Raw genomic sequence first — 18628 nt, 5'->3', positions numbered from 1 at the left:
ACGTGCTCCCTAAAAACCCAGACTGGACAGCAGATCGTCGACATCGTCCTGACCGGACACGACGTCTTCACGCTTATCGGCATGAATCTGCGGACCTTCACCCCGAGTCGGATGTTTTTCTTGATCTTTTTCAGCGCGCAGCTGCTGGTGGTCATGTTCGATACCGGCAAAGCGGTCGACCTGGCTTGCCATCAGCACGAGCTTGAGCAGATTGCTTTCTACTTCGGTAACCAGCGTCGTGACGCGCTTGATCACCTGGCCGGTCAGGTCTTGGTAGTCCTGAGCCAGAAGGATGTCATTGAGGTGCCCGGCGACCTTGCGGCTGCCCTCCTCGCTGCGTGTCAGGAAACTGTCGACACGCTTGGCCAGCTCACGGAATTCCGGTGCCGCCACTTCGCGGCGCATGAAACGCTGCCAGTCGACGCTCAACGCCTTGGCCTCGTCGCTCAATTCATTGAGTACCGGCGTGCTGGCTTCGACCAGGTCCATGGTGCGGTTGGCCGCGCCCTCGGTCAGCTTGACCACGTAGGACAGGCGTTCGGTGGCATCGGTAATCTGCGACACTTCCTCGGCCTGCGGCATGTGCGGGTCGATCTGGAAGCTGACGATCGCGCTGTGCAACTCGCGGGTGAGTTTGCCGACTTCCTGGTACAGGCCTAGGTCACGGGTCTGGTTCAGCTGATGGATCAGTTGCACCGCATCGCCGAACTTGCCTCGTTCCAGGCTGTCGACCAGTTCCTTGGCGTGTTTCTTGAGTGTCGACTCAAACTCGCCCAAGGATGATTGTGTTTGCTCCATAGCGCCCCCGTGGCGTACCTCAGCTATTGACGCGCTCGAAGATCTTTTCGATCTTTTCTTTCAGCACCTGGGCGGTAAATGGCTTGACCACGTAGCCGTTGACCCCGGCCTGGGCAGCTTCGATGATCTGCTCGCGCTTGGCTTCGGCAGTCACCATCAGCACCGGCAGGTGTTTCAGGCGCTCGTCGGCACGCACTTTGCGCAGCAGGTCGATACCGGACATGCCGGGCATGTTCCAGTCGGTCACCAAAAAGTCGAAATGACCGCTTTCAAGCATTGGCAGCGCGGTGTTGCCGTCGTCGGCTTCCTGGGTGTTGGTAAAGCCCAGATCACGCAACAGGTTCTTGATGATCCGCCGCATCGTCGAAAAGTCGTCCACGATGAGGATTTTCATGTCTTTGTTCAATTAGACCTCCAAGCAGTCTTTAACGCGTTCAGCGCGGAACGCGCATTCAATCAATTCGGCATTACATTTCACGACTGCATCGAACCGGTGTTCAACGCGCCCGCCATTCCCCCAGGCGACCACGCAAACGTGCCGCGCACTGGCTGTGCAACTGGCTGACACGCGACTCACTCACCCCCAGGACCTCACCGATCTCCTTGAGGTTGAGTTCTTCGTCGTAGTACAGCGCCAGGACCAGACGCTCGCGTTCCGGCAGGTTGGCGATGGCATCGGCCAAGGCTGCCTGAAAACGCTCGTCTTCCAGATCGCGCGAAGGCTCGAGCTGGGCACTGGCACCGTCCTCGTGCAGCCCTTCATGTTCGCCGTCCTGCAGCAGGTCGTCGAAACTGAACAGGCGGCTGCCGAGGGTGTCATTCAAAATCCCGTAATAATCATCGAGACTCAATTGAAGTTCGGCAGCAACCTCGTGATCTTTAGCGTCACGGCCGGTTTTTGCTTCAATTGCTCGAATCGCGTCACTGACCATGCGGGTATTGCGGTGTACCGAACGCGGCGCCCAGTCGCCCTTGCGCACTTCATCGAGCATGGCGCCGCGGATGCGGATACCGGCATAGGTCTCGAAGCTCGCACCCTTGCTCGCGTCGTACTTGTTGGAGACTTCGAGCAGGCCGATCATTCCGGCCTGGATCAGGTCCTCCACCTGCACACTGGCCGGCAAACGCGCCAGCAAGTGGTAGGCGATGCGCTTGACCAGCGGCGCATAACGCTCGATCAACTCGTACTGGGCATCACGCGAGGCCTTGCTGTACATCCGATAACCGCTGGCGTTCATAGCACCGGACCCGCGCTCGTCGGTTGCACCAGGCGCTCGACAAAAAACTCCAGGTGACCCCGTGGGTTGGCAGGCAGCGGCCAGGTATCGACCTTCTGGGCAATGGCCTTGAATGCCAGCGCGCACTTGGAACGCGGAAAGGCTTCATAGACCGCTCGCTGCTTCTGCACCGCCTTGCGCACACATTCGTCGTAAGGCACCGCACCGACGTATTGTAAGGCGACATCGAGGAAGCGATCAGTGACCTTGGTCAACTTGGCGAACAGGTTGCGCCCTTCCTGAGGGCTCTGGGCCATGTTCGCCAGGACGCGAAAGCGGTTCATGCCGTAATCGCGGTTGAGCAACTTGATCAGCGCGTAGGCGTCGGTGATCGAGGTGGGCTCGTCGCACACCACCAGCAGCACTTCCTGGGCGGCGCGGACAAAACTGACTACCGAGTCACCGATACCCGCAGCGGTGTCGATCACCAGCACATCGAGGTTGTCGCCGATCTCGCTGAAAGCCTGGATCAGGCCGGCGTGCTGGGCTGGAGCCAGGTGCACCATGCTTTGCGTGCCCGAGGCCGCCGGCACGATGCGCACACCACCGGGGCCTTGCAGCAGCACATCGCGCAGCTCGCAACGGCCCTCGATGACGTCGGCCAGGGTGCGCTTGGGCGTCAGGCCCAGCAGCACGTCAACGTTGGCCAGGCCCAGATCGGCGTCCAGCAGCATGACCCGACGGCCAAGCTCAGCCAGCGCCAATGACAGGTTCACTGACACGTTAGTCTTGCCAACGCCACCTTTGCCGCCGGTCACGGCGATCACCTGTACGGGATGCATGCTACCCATGTTTGTTCTTTACCTTGTCTTACTTAGACCGAGGCCACATGACTGGGCTGCGCTTTCAACACCTGAAAAATGCCTGGCAGACCATTGATGTAGGTACTTTGCAACGTATTCAAGTTCACCTCAGCCCACGCGTTTGCCGGAGCTGTGGTAGAGATCAGCGAACATGTCGGCCATGGCCTCTTCGCTGGGCTCGTCCTGCACCTGCACGCTCACTGCGCGGCTGACCAACTGGTGCCGGCGCGGCAGATGCAGGTCGTCAGGAATGCGCGGGCCATCGGTAAGATAGGCCACCGGCAGTTCGTGACTGATTGCCAGGCTCAACACCTCGCCGAGGCTGGCGGTTTCATCTAGCTTGGTCAGGATGCAACCGGCCAGACCACAACGTTTGTAGCTGTGATAGGCGGCGGTGAGCACCTGCTTCTGGCTGGTGGTTGCCAGCACCAGGTAATTCTTGGCCTGAATCCCGCGCCCGGCAAGGGTTTCCAGTTGCATGCGCAGCGCCGGGTCGCTGGCCTGCAGGCCGGCGGTATCGATCAGCACCACGCGCTTGCGCAGCAGCGGGTCGAGGGCCTGGGCCAACGACTGGCCCGGGTCTACGTGAGTAACCGACACGTTGAGGATCCGCCCCAGGGTCTTGAGCTGCTCCTGGGCGCCGATACGGAAGCTGTCCATGCTCACCAGGGCCAGGTTCTGTGCGCCGTACTTGAGCACGTAACGCGCGGCGAGCTTGGCCAGGGTGGTGGTCTTGCCCATGCCTGCCGGACCGACCATGGCAATGACACCGCCTTCTTCAATCGGTTCGATTTCCGGCACCTGAATCATGCGCGCAAGATGCGCCAGGAGCATGCGCCAGGCATGGCGTGGCTCTTCGATTTCGGTGGTCAGGTCAAGCAGCTCACGGGCAATCGGACCAGACAGGCCGATGCGCTGCAGGCGGCGCCAGAGGTTGGCCTGCTGCGGCTTGTTGCCCTGCAGCTGGCTCCAGGCCAGCGAGCCGAGCTGGACTTCGAGCAGCTCACGCAGCCCCGACAGTTCCGAGCGCATCGAGTCGAACAGGCGCGGATCAATGGGTGCGGCGGCCGGCGCAGCAGTCGTCACCGGCGCTTCGACCTGCGGATCGACCAGCGGCTCGGAGGCGGTCAGCGGCAGGCCGGCAAACAGCTGGCGGTTGGCGTCTTCGCTGTCGCTGCGGCTGCTCAGTTCGGCCTGCGCGGTGACGATGCGCGACTGGGTCTTGCGCAGCTCGTCTTCGAGCTCGACATTCGGCACCCGCGGCGCCAGGGCGGACAGCTTGTAGTCCAGCGCAGCCGTCAGCTCGACACCACCAGCAATCCGGCGATTACCGATGATGGCGGCCTCGGCCCCCAGCTCATCGCGAACCAGCTTCATGGCCTGACGCATATCGGCGGCGAAAAAACGCTTAACTTGCATAACCCACTACCTCAGCCGTTCGGGCCCACTGTGGCGACGATGGTAACTTGCTTGTTGTCAGGTATTTCCTGATACGCCAAAACATGCAAATTCGGTACAGCCAGGCGACCGAAGCGCGACAGCATGGCTCGTACCGGTCCTGCGACCAGGAGGATCGCCGGCTGCCCTTGCATCTCCTGACGCTGGGCGGCTTCGATCAACGAACGCTGAAGCTTTTCGGCCATGCTCGGCTCAAGAAGAACACCGTCTTCCTGGCCTTGCCCAGCCCTTTGCAAACTATTGAGCAAAATCTGTTCCAATCTTGGCTCAAGGGTGATCACAGGCAGCTCGGACTCAACGCCGACAATGCTTTGCACGATGGCGCGACACAATCCGACGCGCACCACCGCCACCAGCGCGGCGGTATCTTGACTCTTGGCCGGGTTGTTGGCGATAGCCTCGGCAATGCTGCGAATATCACGCACCGGAACCTGTTCGGCGAGCAACGCCTGCAGGACCTTGAGCAGCCCCGACAAGGAAATGACGCCCGGCACCAGCTCCTCGGCAAGCTTGGGCGAGGCCTTGGCCAGCACCTGCAACAGTTGCTGCACTTCTTCGTGGCCGATCAGCTCGTGGCAATGCTTGTGCAGGATCTGGTTGAGGTGGGTCGCAACCACGGTACTGGCATCCACCACGGTGTAGCCCAGCGATTGTGCCTGGCTGCGCTGGTTGACGTCGACCCACACCGCCTCCAGGCCAAAGGCCGGGTCGCGGGCGGCAATGCCGCTGAGGGTACCGAACACCTGCCCGGGGTTGATCGCCAGCTCCCGGTCCGGGTAGATCTCCGCCTCAGCCAGGATCACCCCCATCAGGGTCAGGCGGTAGGCACTAGGCGCCAGGTCGAGGTTGTCGCGAATGTGCACCGTAGGCATGAGAAAGCCCAGATCCTGGGACAGCTTCTTGCGCACGCCCTTGATCCGCGCCAGCAACTGGCCGCCCTGGTTGCGATCCACCAGCGGAATCAGCCGGTAACCGACCTCAAGGCCGATCATGTCGATCGGGGTGACGTCATCCCAGCCCAGCTCCTTGGTTTCCATGGCGCGCTGCGGCGATGGCAGCAGGTCCTGCTGGCGCTGCACCTCTTCCAGGGCCTTGAGCTTGACCTGGTTCTGCTTGCGCCACACCAGATAAGCACCACCAGCGGCCAGCAGGCCGAGACTCAGGAAGGCAATGTGCGGCATCCCCGGCACCAGGCCCATGACGATCATCAGGCCGGCGGAGACCGCCAGGGCCTTGGGCGAGTCGAACATCTGCCGGTTGATCTGCTTGCCCATGTCCTCGGAGCCCGAGGCGCGGGTGACCATGATCGCGGCCGCCGTGGACAGCAACAACGATGGCAGCTGCGCCACCAAACCGTCACCGATGGTCAACAGGGCGTAGACCTTGCCGGCATCGGCAAAGGTCATGTTGTGCTGGAACATGCCGACGGCCATGCCGCCGATCAGGTTGATGAACAGGATCAGCAGGCCGGCGATGGCGTCACCACGAACAAACTTGCTGGCACCGTCCATCGAGCCGTAGAACTCGGCCTCGCCCGCCACTTCGGCACGGCGTGCCTTGGCCTGGGCCTGGTCGATCAGGCCGGCGTTGAGGTCGGCGTCAATGGCCATCTGCTTGCCGGGCATGGCGTCGAGGGTGAAGCGCGCGCTCACCTCGGAAATTCGCCCGGCGCCCTTGGTCACCACCACGAAGTTGATGATCATCAGGATCGCGAAGACCACGATACCGACCACGTAGTTACCGCCGATCACCACCTCGCCGAAGGCCTGGATCACCTTACCGGCGGCCTCGTGGCCATCGTGACCGTGGAGCATCACCACCCGCGTGGAGGCGACGTTGAGCGCCAGGCGCAATAGCGTCGCCACCAGCAGGATGGTCGGAAACGCGGCGAAATCCAGCGGGCGCAGGGCGTAGACGCAGACCAGCAGGACCACGATCGACAAGGCGATGTTGAAGGTGAAGAACACGTCGAGCAAAAACGGCGGGATCGGCAACATCATCATTGCCAGCATCACCAGCAGCAACAGCGGCACACCCAGGTTACCCCGGCCTAGACCGACCAGGTTGCTACGGGCACTGTTGATTAACTGAGAGCGATCCACCGGTATTCCTCGTTAGCTCAAGCAAAACTTTGACGCCTTTGAGGCGCGCAGCGCTGCCTTTGCAAGAAGCTTTCCAACTTTGTTGAACGAGGTGGTTTGAGTGACTCGGGGCTGCTGCGCAGCCATCGCCGGCAAGGCCGGCTCCCACAATGAACCTGCGTAGACTTGGTCAGGAGTCGCGACGCAAATCCGGCGGGATCGGCAGGTCCTTGAGCGGCTCCGGCGGCTTGCCCTTGCCAGCGCGGTACTGGCGGATCTGGTAGACATAGGCCAGCACCTGGGCCACTGCCAGGTACAAGCCGGCGGGAATCTCTTCTTCAAGCTCGGTGGAGTAGTAGATCGAACGCGCCAGCGCCGGCGATTCGAGCACCTGGATCTTGTGCTCGTTGGCGATCTCGCGAATCTTCAGGGCGATAAAGTCGGCACCCTTGGCCAGCAGCAGCGGTGCCGCACCCTTCTCCGGGTCGTACTTGAGCGCCACGGCATAGTGAGTCGGGTTGGTGATGATCACATCCGCCTCAGGGATCGCCGCCATCATCCGCCGCTGCGAAGCCTCGCGCTGCAACTGGCGAATGCGCTGCTTGACCTCGGGCTTGCCCTCGGAATCCTTGTACTCGTCGCGCACTTCCTGCTTGGTCATCAGCAGCTTCTTATGCGCCTGCCAGAGCTGGATCGGCACGTCCACCGCAGCGATGATCAACAGCCCCGCCGCCATCCACAGCGCACTCCAGCCAACCACCTGGACGCTATGGATGATCGCCTGCTCCAGCGGCTCGTTGGCAATCGCCAGCAGGTCATCGCGATCAGCCGACAACACCGTCAGGGCGACGATCAGAATCATGAAGAACTTGGCCAGCGCCTTGAGCAGCTCGGACAAGGCGTTGACCGAGAACATCCGCTTGATCCCCGATAGCGGATTCATGCGGCTGAACTTCGGTGCCAGCGAACTGCTGGAAAACAGGAACCCACCCAGCGACACCGGGCCGATGATTGCCGCGATCAGCAGCACCAGCAACACCGGCTGGGTAGCCAGCAGGGCCATCTTGCCGGAGGCCATGAGAAAAATACCCATGGACCGTTCATCGATGAGCACCTCGCGGGACAAGCTGAAATTGATGCGCATCAGCTCCATCAGGGTTTGCGCCAGGCCACCGCCAAACGCCAGCAGCGCACCCGCGCCCGCCAGGGTCACCGCGACCGTGTTGAGTTCCTTGGAACGCGCAATCTCGCCCTTCTCGCGCGCGTCCTTCTTGCGTTTCTCGGTGGGGTCTTCTGTTTTGTCCTGACCGCTTTCGCTCTCTGCCATGCTCAGCGCGCCCGTGCCAGTTCACGCAGCCACTGCAAGGCTTCGGAAGCCAGTGAATGGTAGTGAGGAAGTATATCGGCCAGGGTGATCCAGAAGATCACCATCCCCAGCACCAGGGTCAGCGGAAAGCCGATGGAAAAGATGTTCAACTGCGGTGCCGCCCGGGTCATCACGCCAAAAGCAATGTTGACCACCAGCAGCGCGGCAATGGCCGGTAGCACCAGCAGCAGCGCCGCCCCCAGCACCCAACCCAGATGTCCGACCAGGTCCCAGAAATGATTGACCAGCAAGCCGCCACCCACCGGCAAGGTGGTAAAGCTCTCGGTCAGTACCTCGAAGACCACCAGGTGGCCGTTGATAGCGAGGAACAGCAAGGTCACCAGCATGGTCAGGAACTGGCTGACCACCGCGACGTTGACGCCGTTGGTCGGGTCGACCATGGAGGCGAAGGCCATACCCATCTGGATCGCGACGATCTGCCCGGCAATGACGAAAATCTGGAAGAACAACTGCAGCGCCATGCCAAACAGGGCGCCGATGACGATCTGCTCGGCCACCAGCAACAGCGCCTTGAAGTCCAGCGCCTCGACCACCGGCATCGGCGGCAAGCCAGGGACGATCACCACGGTAATCGCCAGGGCGAAATACAGGCGAATGCGCGCCGGCACAAGGGTTGTACCAAAGATCGGCATGGTCATCAGCACAGCGGTGACGCGAAACAGCGGCAGGATGAAACTGGCCACCCAGGCACCAATCTGCGCATCGGTCAGCTCGAGCATCGCCGGATCAGCCAATCAGCTGCGGAATGCTGCCGTACAACGACAGGATGTATTCCATGAATTTCTGCACCAGCCACGGACCGACCACGATCAGGGTCACCAGCATCACCAGCAGGCGCGGCAGGAAGCTCAGGGTCTGTTCGTTGATCTGGGTGGCAGCCTGGAACATCGCCACGATCAGGCCCACCAGCAGGCTCGGCACCACCAGGATGGCAACCATCAGGGTGGTCAGCCAGAGCGCGTCACGGAACAGGTCGACAGCCACTTCAGGGGTCATGGACTACTTCTCCTCGCGGCGTCAGACGCCGCCGAAACTGCCGGCCAGGGTACCCATGATCAGCGCCCAGCCATCGACCAGGACGAACAGCATGATCTTGAACGGCAACGAGATGATCAGCGGCGAGAGCATCATCATACCCATGGCCATCAGCACACTGGCGACCACCAGGTCGATGATCAGGAACGGGATGAAGATCATGAAGCCGATCTGGAACGCGGTCTTGAGCTCGGAAGTGACGAAGGCCGGCACCAGAATGGTCAGTGGCGCCTGATCGGGGCTGGCGATATCGGTGCGCTTGGACAGGCGCATGAACAGGTCAAGGTCGCTCTCGCGGGTCTGCGCCAGCATGAAGTTCTTCAGCGGCGCCTGGGCCTTGCTGATCGCGTCCTGGGCGCTGAGCTTCTCAGCCAGGTACGGCTGCACGGCTTCCTGGTTTATCCGGTCGAACACCGGCGCCATGATGAACAGGGTCAAAAACAGCGCCATGCCGTTGAGAATCTGGTTCGACGGCGTCTGCTGCAGGCCCAGGGCCTGACGCAGAATGGAAAAAACGATGATGATGCGGGTAAAGCTGGTCATCAGCACGACAAATGCCGGGATGAAGCTCAGCGCCGTCATGATCAGCAGGATCTGCAGGCTGACCGAGTACTCCTGCTGGCCGTCAGCCCCGCTGGACAGGGTAATCGCCGGGATCGACAGTGGATCGGCCGCCAAAGCCATAGGCGCCACCAGCATCAGCAGCAGCGCCAACATCATGCGCAACGCGCCCATTACGACCTTCCCTTCTGATCCTTGCCCATCAGCTCCATCAGGCGCTGGGCGAATTCTGGTGTTGCCTGACGCGCACTGGCGGGCACTTCAATCGGTTCAGCCATGACATGCAGGGCCTCGATGGTGCCCGGCGAATGACCGATGAGAATCTGCTCCTTGCCGACCTGTATCAGCAGCAGGCGATCTCGCGGCCCCAGTGAACGGCTGCCGAGGATCTCGATGACCTGAGCACTGCCCGGTGCGGCGTTCTGCACCCGGCGCAGCAGCCAGGCAAGCAAAAAGATCAGCCCCAGCACCAACAGCAAGCCCAGCACCAGCTGGGTCAACTGCCCCGCCGCGCTGCCGCTTGCCGCAACCGGCGCCACGACTGCGGCAGCCGGTTGCGTCGTGGCCAGGGCGACGTCTACATACAGGCCACAGGCCAGGGCCAGGCTGTTGCGCAGGAGCCTGTTCACTCAGCGCAGCTTCTTGATACGTTCGCTTGGGCTGATCACGTCAGTCAGGCGGATGCCGAACTTTTCGTTGACCACAACCACTTCGCCATGGGCGATCAGGGTGCCGTTGACCAGCACATCGAGCGGCTCACCGGCCAGGCGGTCAAGCTCGATCACCGAGCCCTGGTTGAGCTGCAGCAGGTTGCGGATGTTGATTTCGGTGCTGCCCACTTCCATGGAAATGCTCACTGGAATATCCAGGATCACATCCAGGTTCGGACCATCGAGGGTGACCGGCTCGTTGCTGCGCGGCGAACTGCCGAACTCTTCCATGGCCAGGCGGTTGGGCGATGTATTGCCGGCATCGGCAGCCAGCAAGGCGTCGATATCGGACTGCCCGGCGTCGCCGGTTTCTTCCAGGGCCGCGGCCCACTCATCGGCCAGGGCCTGCTCCTCCGGGGAGGTGATATCGTTTTCGTTAGCCATTTTGTCCTCGACGGGCAATCAATTCGGAGTTGGAACCACGAGCGCCTCAGCGGCGCTCGATCGGATCGATAATCTGCAGGGCCAGGTTGCCCTTGTGCGAACCCAGCTTGGCCTTGAACGACGGCACGCCGTTGGCCCGCAGGATCAGCTCTTCCGGCAGCTCGACCGGAATCACGTCGCCCGGCTGCATGTGCAGGATGTCGCGCAGCTTCAACTGGCGACGGGCGACCGTGGCACTGAGCGGTACGCTGACGTCCAGCACGTCTTCACGCAGGGCCTTGATCCAGCGTTCGTCCTGGTCATCCAGGTCGGACTGGAAGCCCGCGTCAAGCATTTCGCGCACCGGCTCGATCATCGAGTACGGCATGGTCACGTGCAGGTCGCCGCCGCCACCATCGAGTTCGATGTGGAAGGTCGAGACCACCACCGCCTCGCTCGGCCCGACGATGTTGGCCATGGCCGGGTTGACCTCGGAGTTGATGTACTCGAAGTTGACCGGCATGATCGCCTGCCAGGCTTCCTTGAGGTCGACGAAGGCCTGGTCCAGTACCATGCGCACCACGCGCAGCTCGGTCGGGGTGAACTCGCGGCCTTCGATCTTGGCGTGACGTCCGTCGCCGCCAAAGAAGTTGTCCACCAGCTTGAACACCAGCTTGGCGTCGAGGATGAACAGCGAGGTACCGCGCAGCGGCTTGATCTTCACCAGGTTCAGGCTGGTAGGCACGTACAGCGAATGCACGTACTCACCGAACTTCATCACCTGCACGCCGCCGACCGCGACGTCAGCGGAGCGACGCAGCAGGTTGAACATGCTGATGCGGGTATAACGGGCGAACCGCTCGTTGATCATTTCCAGGGTCGGCATGCGTCCGCGGACGATCCGGTCCTGGCTGGTCAGGTCATAACTTTTGACACTGCCGGGTTCGGCATTGCTCTCGGTTTGCACCAGACCATCGTCGACGCCATGCAGCAAGGCATCGATTTCATCCTGGGACAGCAGGTCCTGCACGGCCATCTGGGGCTCCTACTGCAATACGAAATTGGTGAACAGCAACTGGTCGACGACCGGCTTGCCGACTTCCTTCTGCGCCACTTCCTGGACACTCGCGGTGGCCTTCTGACGTAGCATTTCCTGGCCGACCGGGCTGGCCAGGGTGTCGAAACCCTGCCCCGAGAACAGCATGACCAGGTTGTTGCGAATCACCGGCATATGCACCTTGAGGGCGTCCAGCGCTGCCTGGTCACGGCCTTGCATGGTGATGCTCACCTGCATGAAGCGCTGGCGGCCGTTCTGGTTGAAGTTGACCACGAAGGCCGGCGCCAGGGGCTCATAGATCGCCGCAGGCTTGAGGTTGGCCAGGGCCGGATCAACCGCTGGCTTGCCCTCGGACGCGTGCAGGAAGAACCAGGTGGCGCCAACCGACAGACCGATAGCCAGCAGCAATGCCAGCACCAACAGCAGGATCAGCTTGAGTTTGCCTTTAGCGGCGGGGTCTTTCTCTGCTTCGCTCTTCGCCATGCCAATAATCCGTCATTCATCGGAGATTTCAGTCACATGGCGAGGGTTGAGCAAGTGTTATGCCAACCTGGAAGGGCAAGGTTGCGCCTTGCATCGCCGGCAAGGCCAGCTCCCACAAAGACCGCAGCCAATCAGGCGTAGTAATCCACGGCGCTTGAGCCCACAACCGACTGCTGCTCGACCGGCATTGCGCCTGGTGCGATTTCAGCGGATTCGCCAGACTCATTGCGCCGCGCAGCCACGCCGCTGAGCTTCGGCGTGTCCTGGGCACCCTGCTGCTGTCCGCCACGGGACTGGTCGGCGACGTTGACGTCCGGCTGCCCGAGGCCTTGCTGGGCAAACATCTCCTTGAGACGGTGGACCTGGTTTTCCAGCGCCTCGCGCACCCCGGCATGACCACTGACGAAGGTCACCTGTGCCTGCTGCTCGGGCGCCAGGTTGACGCGAATGTCCAGGCGCCCGAGCTCGGCCGGCTCAAGTTTGATATCCGCCGATTTCAGGTTCTGGCTGGACAGGTACATGACCCGGTTGACCAGACCCTCGGTCCAGCCGCTCTGGTTCATCGCCAACGGTTGATTGAGCGGCGCGGCCACCGGCACGGCATTGGCGGTCTTGGCCGTGGCCGCCTGGGTCAGGCTGCTCAGGCGCTCGGCAAAGTTGTCGACACGGGTATCGCTCGAAGCGCTCTTGAGATCCTTGAGACCATCATCGATCAGGCCGCTGAAGGCTTTTTCGCCCGGCTCGCCCTGTTCAGCATCGGCATCGGGCTTGTCCAGCAGGGCCGCCAGTGTATTGACGGCAGGCTGCGCCGTTGCCGCTTCAGGCTGGGCATTGCCGGCCTTGCCTGCGGTATGGGCGGAGGTGGTGCCCTGGGCCTGGGCACTTTGCTCCAGGGCCAGGCGCAAGGCCGGCAGGTCAGCCAGCGGATCGGCCTCGGGATCGAACTCGGGCTCTTCGGCTATCGCCTGGCCTGGCGTCGAAGCCACCTGCAATTGTGCAGCCGCAGCCTGGATCACCGGCGCCACGGCTTCAGCCTGGGCCTGGATCAACTGCGCCCCCGGCTGCGCATCGGTCACTTGCCCAGCCACCAGACTGGGGTCGAGCAAGGTCGGGTCAGACAACTGCGAAGGTTCGACCTCGGCGCTGTCCTGGTCTTCAGGCAAATTCTTGCCGCTGTCGGCAACCTTCGACTGGTCGGCGGCAGCATTCTTGCCGCCAGTTGCACCAGCGGTGGTTTTCTCAGGCACAGGCGTGTCTTTGACGCCTACAGCCGTCTCACGAGACTGCTTGGCATACACATCGGAAAAGCCGGACGCCTTGTCGTTAGGGGCCTGCAGCGATTTATCCGGCGCACCGGCAGCGGCGCGCGACGGCTTCGCCACGGCACTGGTTTGCAGCAGGGGGTTGGAGGCGACAGGCATGTAGGAGTCTCCGCTACAGAAGTCGTAAACGTGAATTAGCGAAGACTACGCAAAACTCGCGCCAGGTTTGAACTTATGCTCAACCAATCGACACCCGCTGGCGTTCGTCGTAATACAAGCCACGGACCGCTGCGTACTCGCGGTCGATCTGGTTGATCAAATCTTCGATTCCTTGCAGCGGCCCATGGTTGACCCGATCTTCGAGCTGCCGGCACAACTCGGCCAGCGCCACGGCGCCCATATTGCTGCTGCTGCCCTTGAAACTGTGCGCCGCATGCGCCAGCTCGTCGGCGTTCTTCGCCCCATGCAACTGGCTGAGGCGTATTTCGGAATCTGCAAGAAAGGTCTCGAGCAATTGCAGGTAGCCATCTTCCATGACCTCCTGCAAGTCGCTGAGCACCTTGCGATCGATGTGAATTTCGGACACTTGCTCACTCCTTGATCAAGTTGGATTATGCCAGAGCCTCCCAGGCGAACTCCACGCATGCGCGACGCCCCTCGTCGACCCATTCGGCACGCCGGCTCAACCGGCGTATGAGGTTCAGCCCGCGCCCGCACAACCCTTGCTCGGACACAGGCCTGGCGAGCACTTTACTCACATTGAAGCCCTTGCCGCTATCTTCGACCTCAATTATCAGACGCCCGCCCCGCGGCCCGGGTTCAACCCTCAGGTGCACGCGGATGAACCCCTCGCTCAGGGCCTGCAGACGCTCATTGCGCATCTGGTAATAACTTGCAAAGCTGCGCGCATCGCGCTTGAGCGCTGAGTCCAGGCCCAGCACCCCATGTTCCAGGGCATTGGAATACAGCTCGGTCAGCACACTGTGCAATGCCCCGTTCTGAGCCCGCAGACCATGAATCTCCTGCAGCAGCTGCAGCAAGTACGGTAACGGATTGAAACGCTTTAGCGTGTCGGCACGAAATTCAAATTGCAACGACCAGTCCAGCGGGCTCGACTGACCACTGTCAGAATAGATCACCGGAGGCGGCGACAACAGTTGCGGCTCGACCACCTCGATATCCAGCAGGCTGACGTCGTCTCGCGAGCGCCCGCGAAAACCCTCCAGCGCCTGCAGGACTTCTTCGAACAACAGCGCCGGCCGACGGTTGGCACCCAGAACCTGACGCAGGCGTTCGACGCCAAACAACTGCTCGTTGTCGTCACTGGTATCGACCACGCCATCGGACAGCAGAAACAGGCGCTCGCCCAGGGCCAGGGGCAGCACTTCGGTAGTGTCGTCGAAGCGCTCCGGCGTCAGGATTCCCAAGGGCAGGTGACGCGAAACCAGTGGCATGGGTTCGCCGCCACCGGCCGGCAACAGATAACCGTCGGGCATCCCACCATTCCAAACCTCTACCACCCGCCGCTGAAAGCTCAGGTTGAGTAACAGTGCACAACAGAACATGTCCACCGGCAGGATGCGCTTGAGCTTGGCATTCATCTCCCGCAAGGTTTCGGCCAGGCCGTAGCCCTTGGCGGTCATGCCGTAGAACACTTCAGCCAACGGCATGGCACCTACCGCAGCCGGCAGGCCGTGCCCGGTAAAGTCGCCGAGCAGTACGTGCATATCACCCGCCGGGGTGAAGGCCGCCAGCAGCAAGTCGCCGTTGAACAAGGCGTAGGGGGATTGCAGGTAGCGGATGTTCGGCGCACTCAGACAGCCGGCATGGGCCACCTGGTCGAACACCGCCTTGGCCACCCGCTGCTCGTTGAGCAGGTGATTGTGATGGCGGGCGATCTGGTCGCGCTGCTCAAGCACCGTGGCCTGCAAGCGGCGCAAACGGTCCATCGCCTTGATTTTGGCGGCGAGGATCACCGGGCTGTAGGGCTTTGCCAGAAAATCGTCGCCACCCGCCTCCAGGCAGCGCACCAGTGCCTGTTCTTCACTCAAGGATGTAAGAAAGATGATCGGCACCAGCGCCTCACCCGCCAGCGCCTTGATCTGCCGCGCCGCCTCGAAACCGTCCATCACCGGCATCAAGGCATCGAGCAGAACGATGTGCGGGCGCTGTTCGGCAAACAGGGTCACCGCCTGCTCGCCGTTTTCGGCGGTGAGCACTTGATGCCCCTGTTTACGCACGATAGTGGCGAGCAGCAAACGGTCTGCCGCGCCATCTTCGGCGATCAGTACAGTGAGCGCTTCGAAATCATGGGCTGGCTGGCTCAACTGATGTCGAACAGCTTTTCGAAGTTGGAGATGGCGAGGATCTTTCGCACATCGGAGCTGGTGTTGACCACGCGGATTTCCGAATCGTCACCCCCCACGTGATCGCGCAGCAGCAACAACATGCCCAGGGCCGAACTGTCCAGATAGGTGGCGTCCTTGAGGTCGACAACCACTGACTCCGGCTTGCGCGGCTCGTCCTCGTAGGCTTGGCGAAATTCCTGATGCTTGCCGAAGTCAAAACGCCCTTTGACCTTTATCGTCAGCTTTTTCCCATCCGGGGATACTTCAGATACAACTGCCATGTCGATGATTCCTTCCATTGCGACGATTGCAGACACCTAGAAGGTTTAGCAGCCCCGCCCCCCACCGGCAAGCCCTGCCGATCAACGCACGGATCAGTAGCGGTCGTGGCGCGGCAGGCGCTGGGACAACTCGTCGAGCAGCTTCTGCTCGCGCTTGTCTTCAAGCATTCGCGCCTCGTCGATGTAACGCTGCACCAGCTTGCGCAAGCCTTCGACCCGGGCGTAGGCCTGTTGCCAGGTGCTCCGGGCGTTTTTCAGGTTGTTCTGGTGCCAGGCCAGGCTCTGGCGCTGCTGGGTCATGGCCGTTTCGAGCTGGCCGAGAAAGCTCTGGTAGTTGACCAGCCAGCTACCGGACACGCCCTGCGCACCACGATTGATCCACTGCAACTGGTAGTCGGCGCGAAAGCGGTCGAGCTCGCCGAGCTTGGCCTGGGCCATGCTCACCTGTTGCTGGAACTGCCCAAGGCGCTGGGCGGCCTGGCGTTCGGCGTTCTCCGCCATCTCCACCACCGGCGCCAGACGCGCGGCACGGCTTGGCTGGGCCATGATCTATCAGCCGCCTGCCGCAGGCAGGGGGGCGAACACGCCAGCCAGGTGCTCGCGACTCTGCTGCATGCCGACGTTGTCGTTCAGACCCTGGCGCAGGAAATGCACCAGACGCGGCTGCAGGGTGATGGCCAGGTCAGTTTCGGCATCGCCACCGGCCACATAGGCGCCGACGCTGATCAGGTCGCGGCTCTGCGACAGGCGCGACCACAGTTGCTTGAACTGCTGCGCTTCGGTCATCTGCTCGGGGCTGACCACTTGCGGCATGACCCGGCTGATGGAAGCCTCGATGTCGATGGCCGGGTAATGCCCCTCCTCGGCCAGGCGCCGGGACAGCACGATGTGGCCGTCCAGCACACCCCGCGCCGAGTCGGCGATCGGGTCCTGTTGGTCGTCGCCCTCGGACAGCACGGTATAGAACGCGGTGATCGAGCCACCCCCGGCCTCGCCATTACCGGCGCGCTCCACCAGCTTGGGCAGCTTGGCGAACACCGACGGCGGATAACCCTTGGTGGCTGGCGGCTCGCCGATGGCCAGGGCAATTTCCCGCTGGGCCTGGGCGAAACGGGTCAGCGAATCCATCAGCAACAGGACGTTCTTGCCCTTGTCGCGGAAGTACTCGGCAATGCGCGTGCAGTACATCGCGGCGCGCAAGCGCATCAGCGGCGCATCGTCAGCGGGCGATGCCACTACCACCGAGCGCTTGAGCCCTTCTTCGCCAAGAATATGCTCGATGAACTCCTTGACCTCACGGCCCCGCTCACCGATCAGGCCGACGACAATGATGTCCGCTTCGGTGAAGCGGGTCATCATGCCCAACAGCACACTCTTGCCGACGCCGGTACCGGCGAACAGGCCCAGACGCTGGCCGCGGCCGACCGTCAACAAACCGTTGATGCTGCGAATACCCACATCCAGCGGCTGGCTGATCGGGTCGCGGTTGAGCGGGTTGATGGTCGGGCCGTCCATCGGCACCCAGTCCTCGGCCTTCATCCCGCCTTTGCCATCCAGGGCACGACCGGCGCCATCGAGCACCCGTCCGAGCATGCTCATGCCCATCGGCAGGCGGCCGCTGTCCGCCAGCGGCACCACACGGGCACCGGGAGCGATGCCGGCCACGCTGCCGACCGGCATGAGGAACACCTTGCCGCCAGCAAAGCCCATGACTTCAGCCTCGACCCGCACCGGGTGATAGCTGTCGTCATTGATCACCACGCAACGGCTGCCGACCGCCGCGCGCAGGCCTTCGGCTTCGAGGGTCAGGCCGACCATGCGCAGCAGGCGGCCTTCTACCACCGGCTGGGAGGGTAAATTGACGGCATCGGCGTAAGCCCCCAGACGCTTGCCGAAGCTGGTTCGCTCAAGGCGCATCGGGGCTGTCCAGATCGACCTGCAAGTCCGGCGCCGCCGGGTGCAGGCCTTGGTCGTGGAGCTGATCGAAGAGCTGCGTCATGGCCTTTTCGATACGGGTTTCCATGCTCGCGTCGATACGGCTGTGATCGGTTTCGATGCGACAGCCGCCCGGCAGCAGGGCTTCGTCTTCGAGCAGCTTCCAGCGCTCTTCGTGACGCTCGCGCAGGGCCTTGACCAGCTCGAAGTCCTGCGGATTGATATGGATACGGATGCTCTCGGCGCCCATTGGCAGCAGCTTCAGGGCTTCACGCAGCACCTGGGCGATCTGGCTGGAATCGCTGCGCAGTTCGCGACCGATAACCTCGCGGGCGATATGCCCGACCAGGTGCACCACGGCTTTTTCGATCTGGCTGTCCTGCTCGGCGATAGGCTCGAGCAGATGCCCCATGAGCTGTTCGAGGCCGGCCAGCTTGGCGCTGAGGGCCTCTTCGGCTTCCTGGCGGACCTTGAGCTGGGTGCTGTGAAAGCCCTCGCGCTCGCCGGTGGCAAAACCTTCGTTGTAGGCTTCCTGGCGGATGCTTTCGAGTTCTTCGAGGGTCAGTGGCTGGACTTCTTCCAGCGGCACTTCTTCGATTTCGTCCTGAACCGCTTCGGGCTCGGGCTCGGGTTCCGGCTCAGGCTCGGGGTCGAAACTGGGCAATGCCCAGCGATCGAAGCCATCGACGTCGTTGGCGCGAATCAGCTCACTGAGGTGCTCGTTGGTTGACATGATTTCACGCACTCATAAAGCATCGCGGGGCAAGCCCGCTCCCACCGAAGCCCCCT

General features: G+C 62.1%; 21 protein-coding genes. All 21 read right to left on the bottom strand.

Annotated features, from left to right (window positions below; translation table 11 throughout):
• Positions 1-9: 9 nt before the first annotated feature.
• The gene (locus ABM562_RS23450; protein ID WP_010225027.1) at positions 10-798 is read right to left on the bottom strand and encodes a protein phosphatase CheZ; all 789 of its coding nucleotides are present in this window, start codon (positions 796-798) and stop codon (positions 10-12) included.
• Between the two features lie 19 nt (positions 799-817).
• Positions 818-1192, bottom strand: coding sequence for a chemotaxis response regulator CheY (locus ABM562_RS23445; protein WP_036990294.1), 375 nt, complete (start codon positions 1190-1192; stop codon positions 818-820).
• A 103-nt stretch (positions 1193-1295) separates the two neighbouring features.
• Positions 1296-2036: an RNA polymerase sigma factor FliA gene (gene fliA, locus ABM562_RS23440; RefSeq protein WP_115088066.1), complete on the bottom strand. Its 741-nt coding sequence runs from the start codon at positions 2034-2036 to the stop codon at positions 1296-1298.
• On the bottom strand, positions 2033-2866 hold the full coding sequence (fleN, locus tag ABM562_RS23435; protein ID WP_038613333.1) for a flagellar synthesis regulator FleN: 834 nt from the start codon (positions 2864-2866) through the stop codon (positions 2033-2035). The genes fliA and fleN overlap by 4 nt, the downstream gene beginning before the upstream one ends.
• A gap of 120 nt (positions 2867-2986) precedes the next feature.
• A complete protein-coding gene (gene flhF / locus ABM562_RS23430) occupies positions 2987-4297 on the bottom strand; it encodes a flagellar biosynthesis protein FlhF (protein ID WP_134063580.1) in 1311 nt (436 codons plus the stop codon).
• Positions 4298-4308: 11 nt separating this feature from the next.
• Positions 4309-6438 carry a flagellar biosynthesis protein FlhA gene (gene flhA, locus ABM562_RS23425; protein ID WP_115088068.1) on the bottom strand — a complete coding sequence of 710 codons (2130 nt, stop codon included), beginning with the start codon at positions 6436-6438 and terminating at the stop codon, positions 4309-4311.
• Between the two features lie 169 nt (positions 6439-6607).
• The gene (gene flhB, locus ABM562_RS23420; RefSeq protein ID WP_115088069.1) at positions 6608-7744 is read right to left on the bottom strand and encodes a flagellar biosynthesis protein FlhB; all 1137 of its coding nucleotides are present in this window, start codon (positions 7742-7744) and stop codon (positions 6608-6610) included.
• Between the two features lie 2 nt (positions 7745-7746).
• Entirely contained in the window at positions 7747-8523 is a 777-nt protein-coding gene (gene fliR / locus ABM562_RS23415; protein WP_346616658.1) for a flagellar biosynthetic protein FliR, read from the bottom strand.
• A 7-nt stretch (positions 8524-8530) separates the two neighbouring features.
• Positions 8531-8800, bottom strand: a complete 270-nt coding sequence (gene fliQ / locus ABM562_RS23410) for a flagellar biosynthesis protein FliQ (RefSeq protein WP_038996371.1) — start codon at positions 8798-8800, stop codon at positions 8531-8533.
• A gap of 21 nt (positions 8801-8821) precedes the next feature.
• Positions 8822-9574, bottom strand: a complete 753-nt coding sequence (gene fliP / locus ABM562_RS23405) for a flagellar type III secretion system pore protein FliP (RefSeq protein WP_115088071.1) — start codon at positions 9572-9574, stop codon at positions 8822-8824.
• A complete protein-coding gene (fliO, locus tag ABM562_RS23400) occupies positions 9574-10029 on the bottom strand; it encodes a flagellar biosynthetic protein FliO (RefSeq protein WP_115088072.1) in 456 nt (151 codons plus the stop codon). The genes fliP and fliO overlap by 1 nt, the downstream gene beginning before the upstream one ends.
• Positions 10030-10494: a flagellar motor switch protein FliN gene (gene fliN, locus ABM562_RS23395; RefSeq protein WP_010225007.1), complete on the bottom strand. Its 465-nt coding sequence runs from the start codon at positions 10492-10494 to the stop codon at positions 10030-10032.
• A 46-nt stretch (positions 10495-10540) separates the two neighbouring features.
• Positions 10541-11509 carry a flagellar motor switch protein FliM gene (gene fliM / locus ABM562_RS23390; protein ID WP_010225006.1) on the bottom strand — a complete coding sequence of 323 codons (969 nt, stop codon included), beginning with the start codon at positions 11507-11509 and terminating at the stop codon, positions 10541-10543.
• Positions 11510-11518: 9 nt separating this feature from the next.
• Positions 11519-12013, bottom strand: coding sequence for a flagellar basal body-associated protein FliL (gene fliL, locus ABM562_RS23385; RefSeq protein ID WP_115088073.1), 495 nt, complete (start codon positions 12011-12013; stop codon positions 11519-11521).
• Positions 12014-12144: 131 nt separating this feature from the next.
• Complete coding sequence (locus tag ABM562_RS23380) at positions 12145-13434, bottom strand: flagellar hook-length control protein FliK (protein ID WP_460423491.1); 1290 nt, start codon at positions 13432-13434, stop codon at positions 12145-12147.
• Between the two features lie 79 nt (positions 13435-13513).
• Positions 13514-13861, bottom strand: a complete 348-nt coding sequence (locus tag ABM562_RS23375; RefSeq protein ID WP_134063588.1) for an Hpt domain-containing protein — start codon at positions 13859-13861, stop codon at positions 13514-13516.
• Positions 13862-13886: 25 nt separating this feature from the next.
• Positions 13887-15602: an ATP-binding SpoIIE family protein phosphatase gene (locus tag ABM562_RS23370; protein ID WP_460423489.1), complete on the bottom strand. Its 1716-nt coding sequence runs from the start codon at positions 15600-15602 to the stop codon at positions 13887-13889.
• Entirely contained in the window at positions 15599-15904 is a 306-nt protein-coding gene (locus ABM562_RS23365) for an STAS domain-containing protein (protein WP_134063685.1), read from the bottom strand. Before ABM562_RS23365 ends, ABM562_RS23370 begins: the two co-directional genes overlap by 4 nt.
• 93 nt (positions 15905-15997) lie before the next feature.
• Positions 15998-16450 carry a flagellar export protein FliJ gene (gene fliJ / locus ABM562_RS23360; RefSeq protein WP_115088078.1) on the bottom strand — a complete coding sequence of 151 codons (453 nt, stop codon included), beginning with the start codon at positions 16448-16450 and terminating at the stop codon, positions 15998-16000.
• A 6-nt stretch (positions 16451-16456) separates the two neighbouring features.
• Positions 16457-17821: a flagellar protein export ATPase FliI gene (fliI, locus tag ABM562_RS23355; protein ID WP_093385605.1), complete on the bottom strand. Its 1365-nt coding sequence runs from the start codon at positions 17819-17821 to the stop codon at positions 16457-16459.
• Positions 17811-18572 (bottom strand): flagellar assembly protein FliH, encoded by a 762-nt coding sequence (gene fliH, locus ABM562_RS23350; protein ID WP_460423486.1) that lies wholly within the window; start codon positions 18570-18572, stop codon positions 17811-17813. The genes fliI and fliH overlap by 11 nt, the downstream gene beginning before the upstream one ends.
• Between the last annotated feature and the right edge of the window lie 56 nt (positions 18573-18628).

The organism is Pseudomonas sp. ZL2 (assembly GCF_054788455.1).
This window is presented reverse-complemented; position numbering and strand designations above follow the sequence as displayed.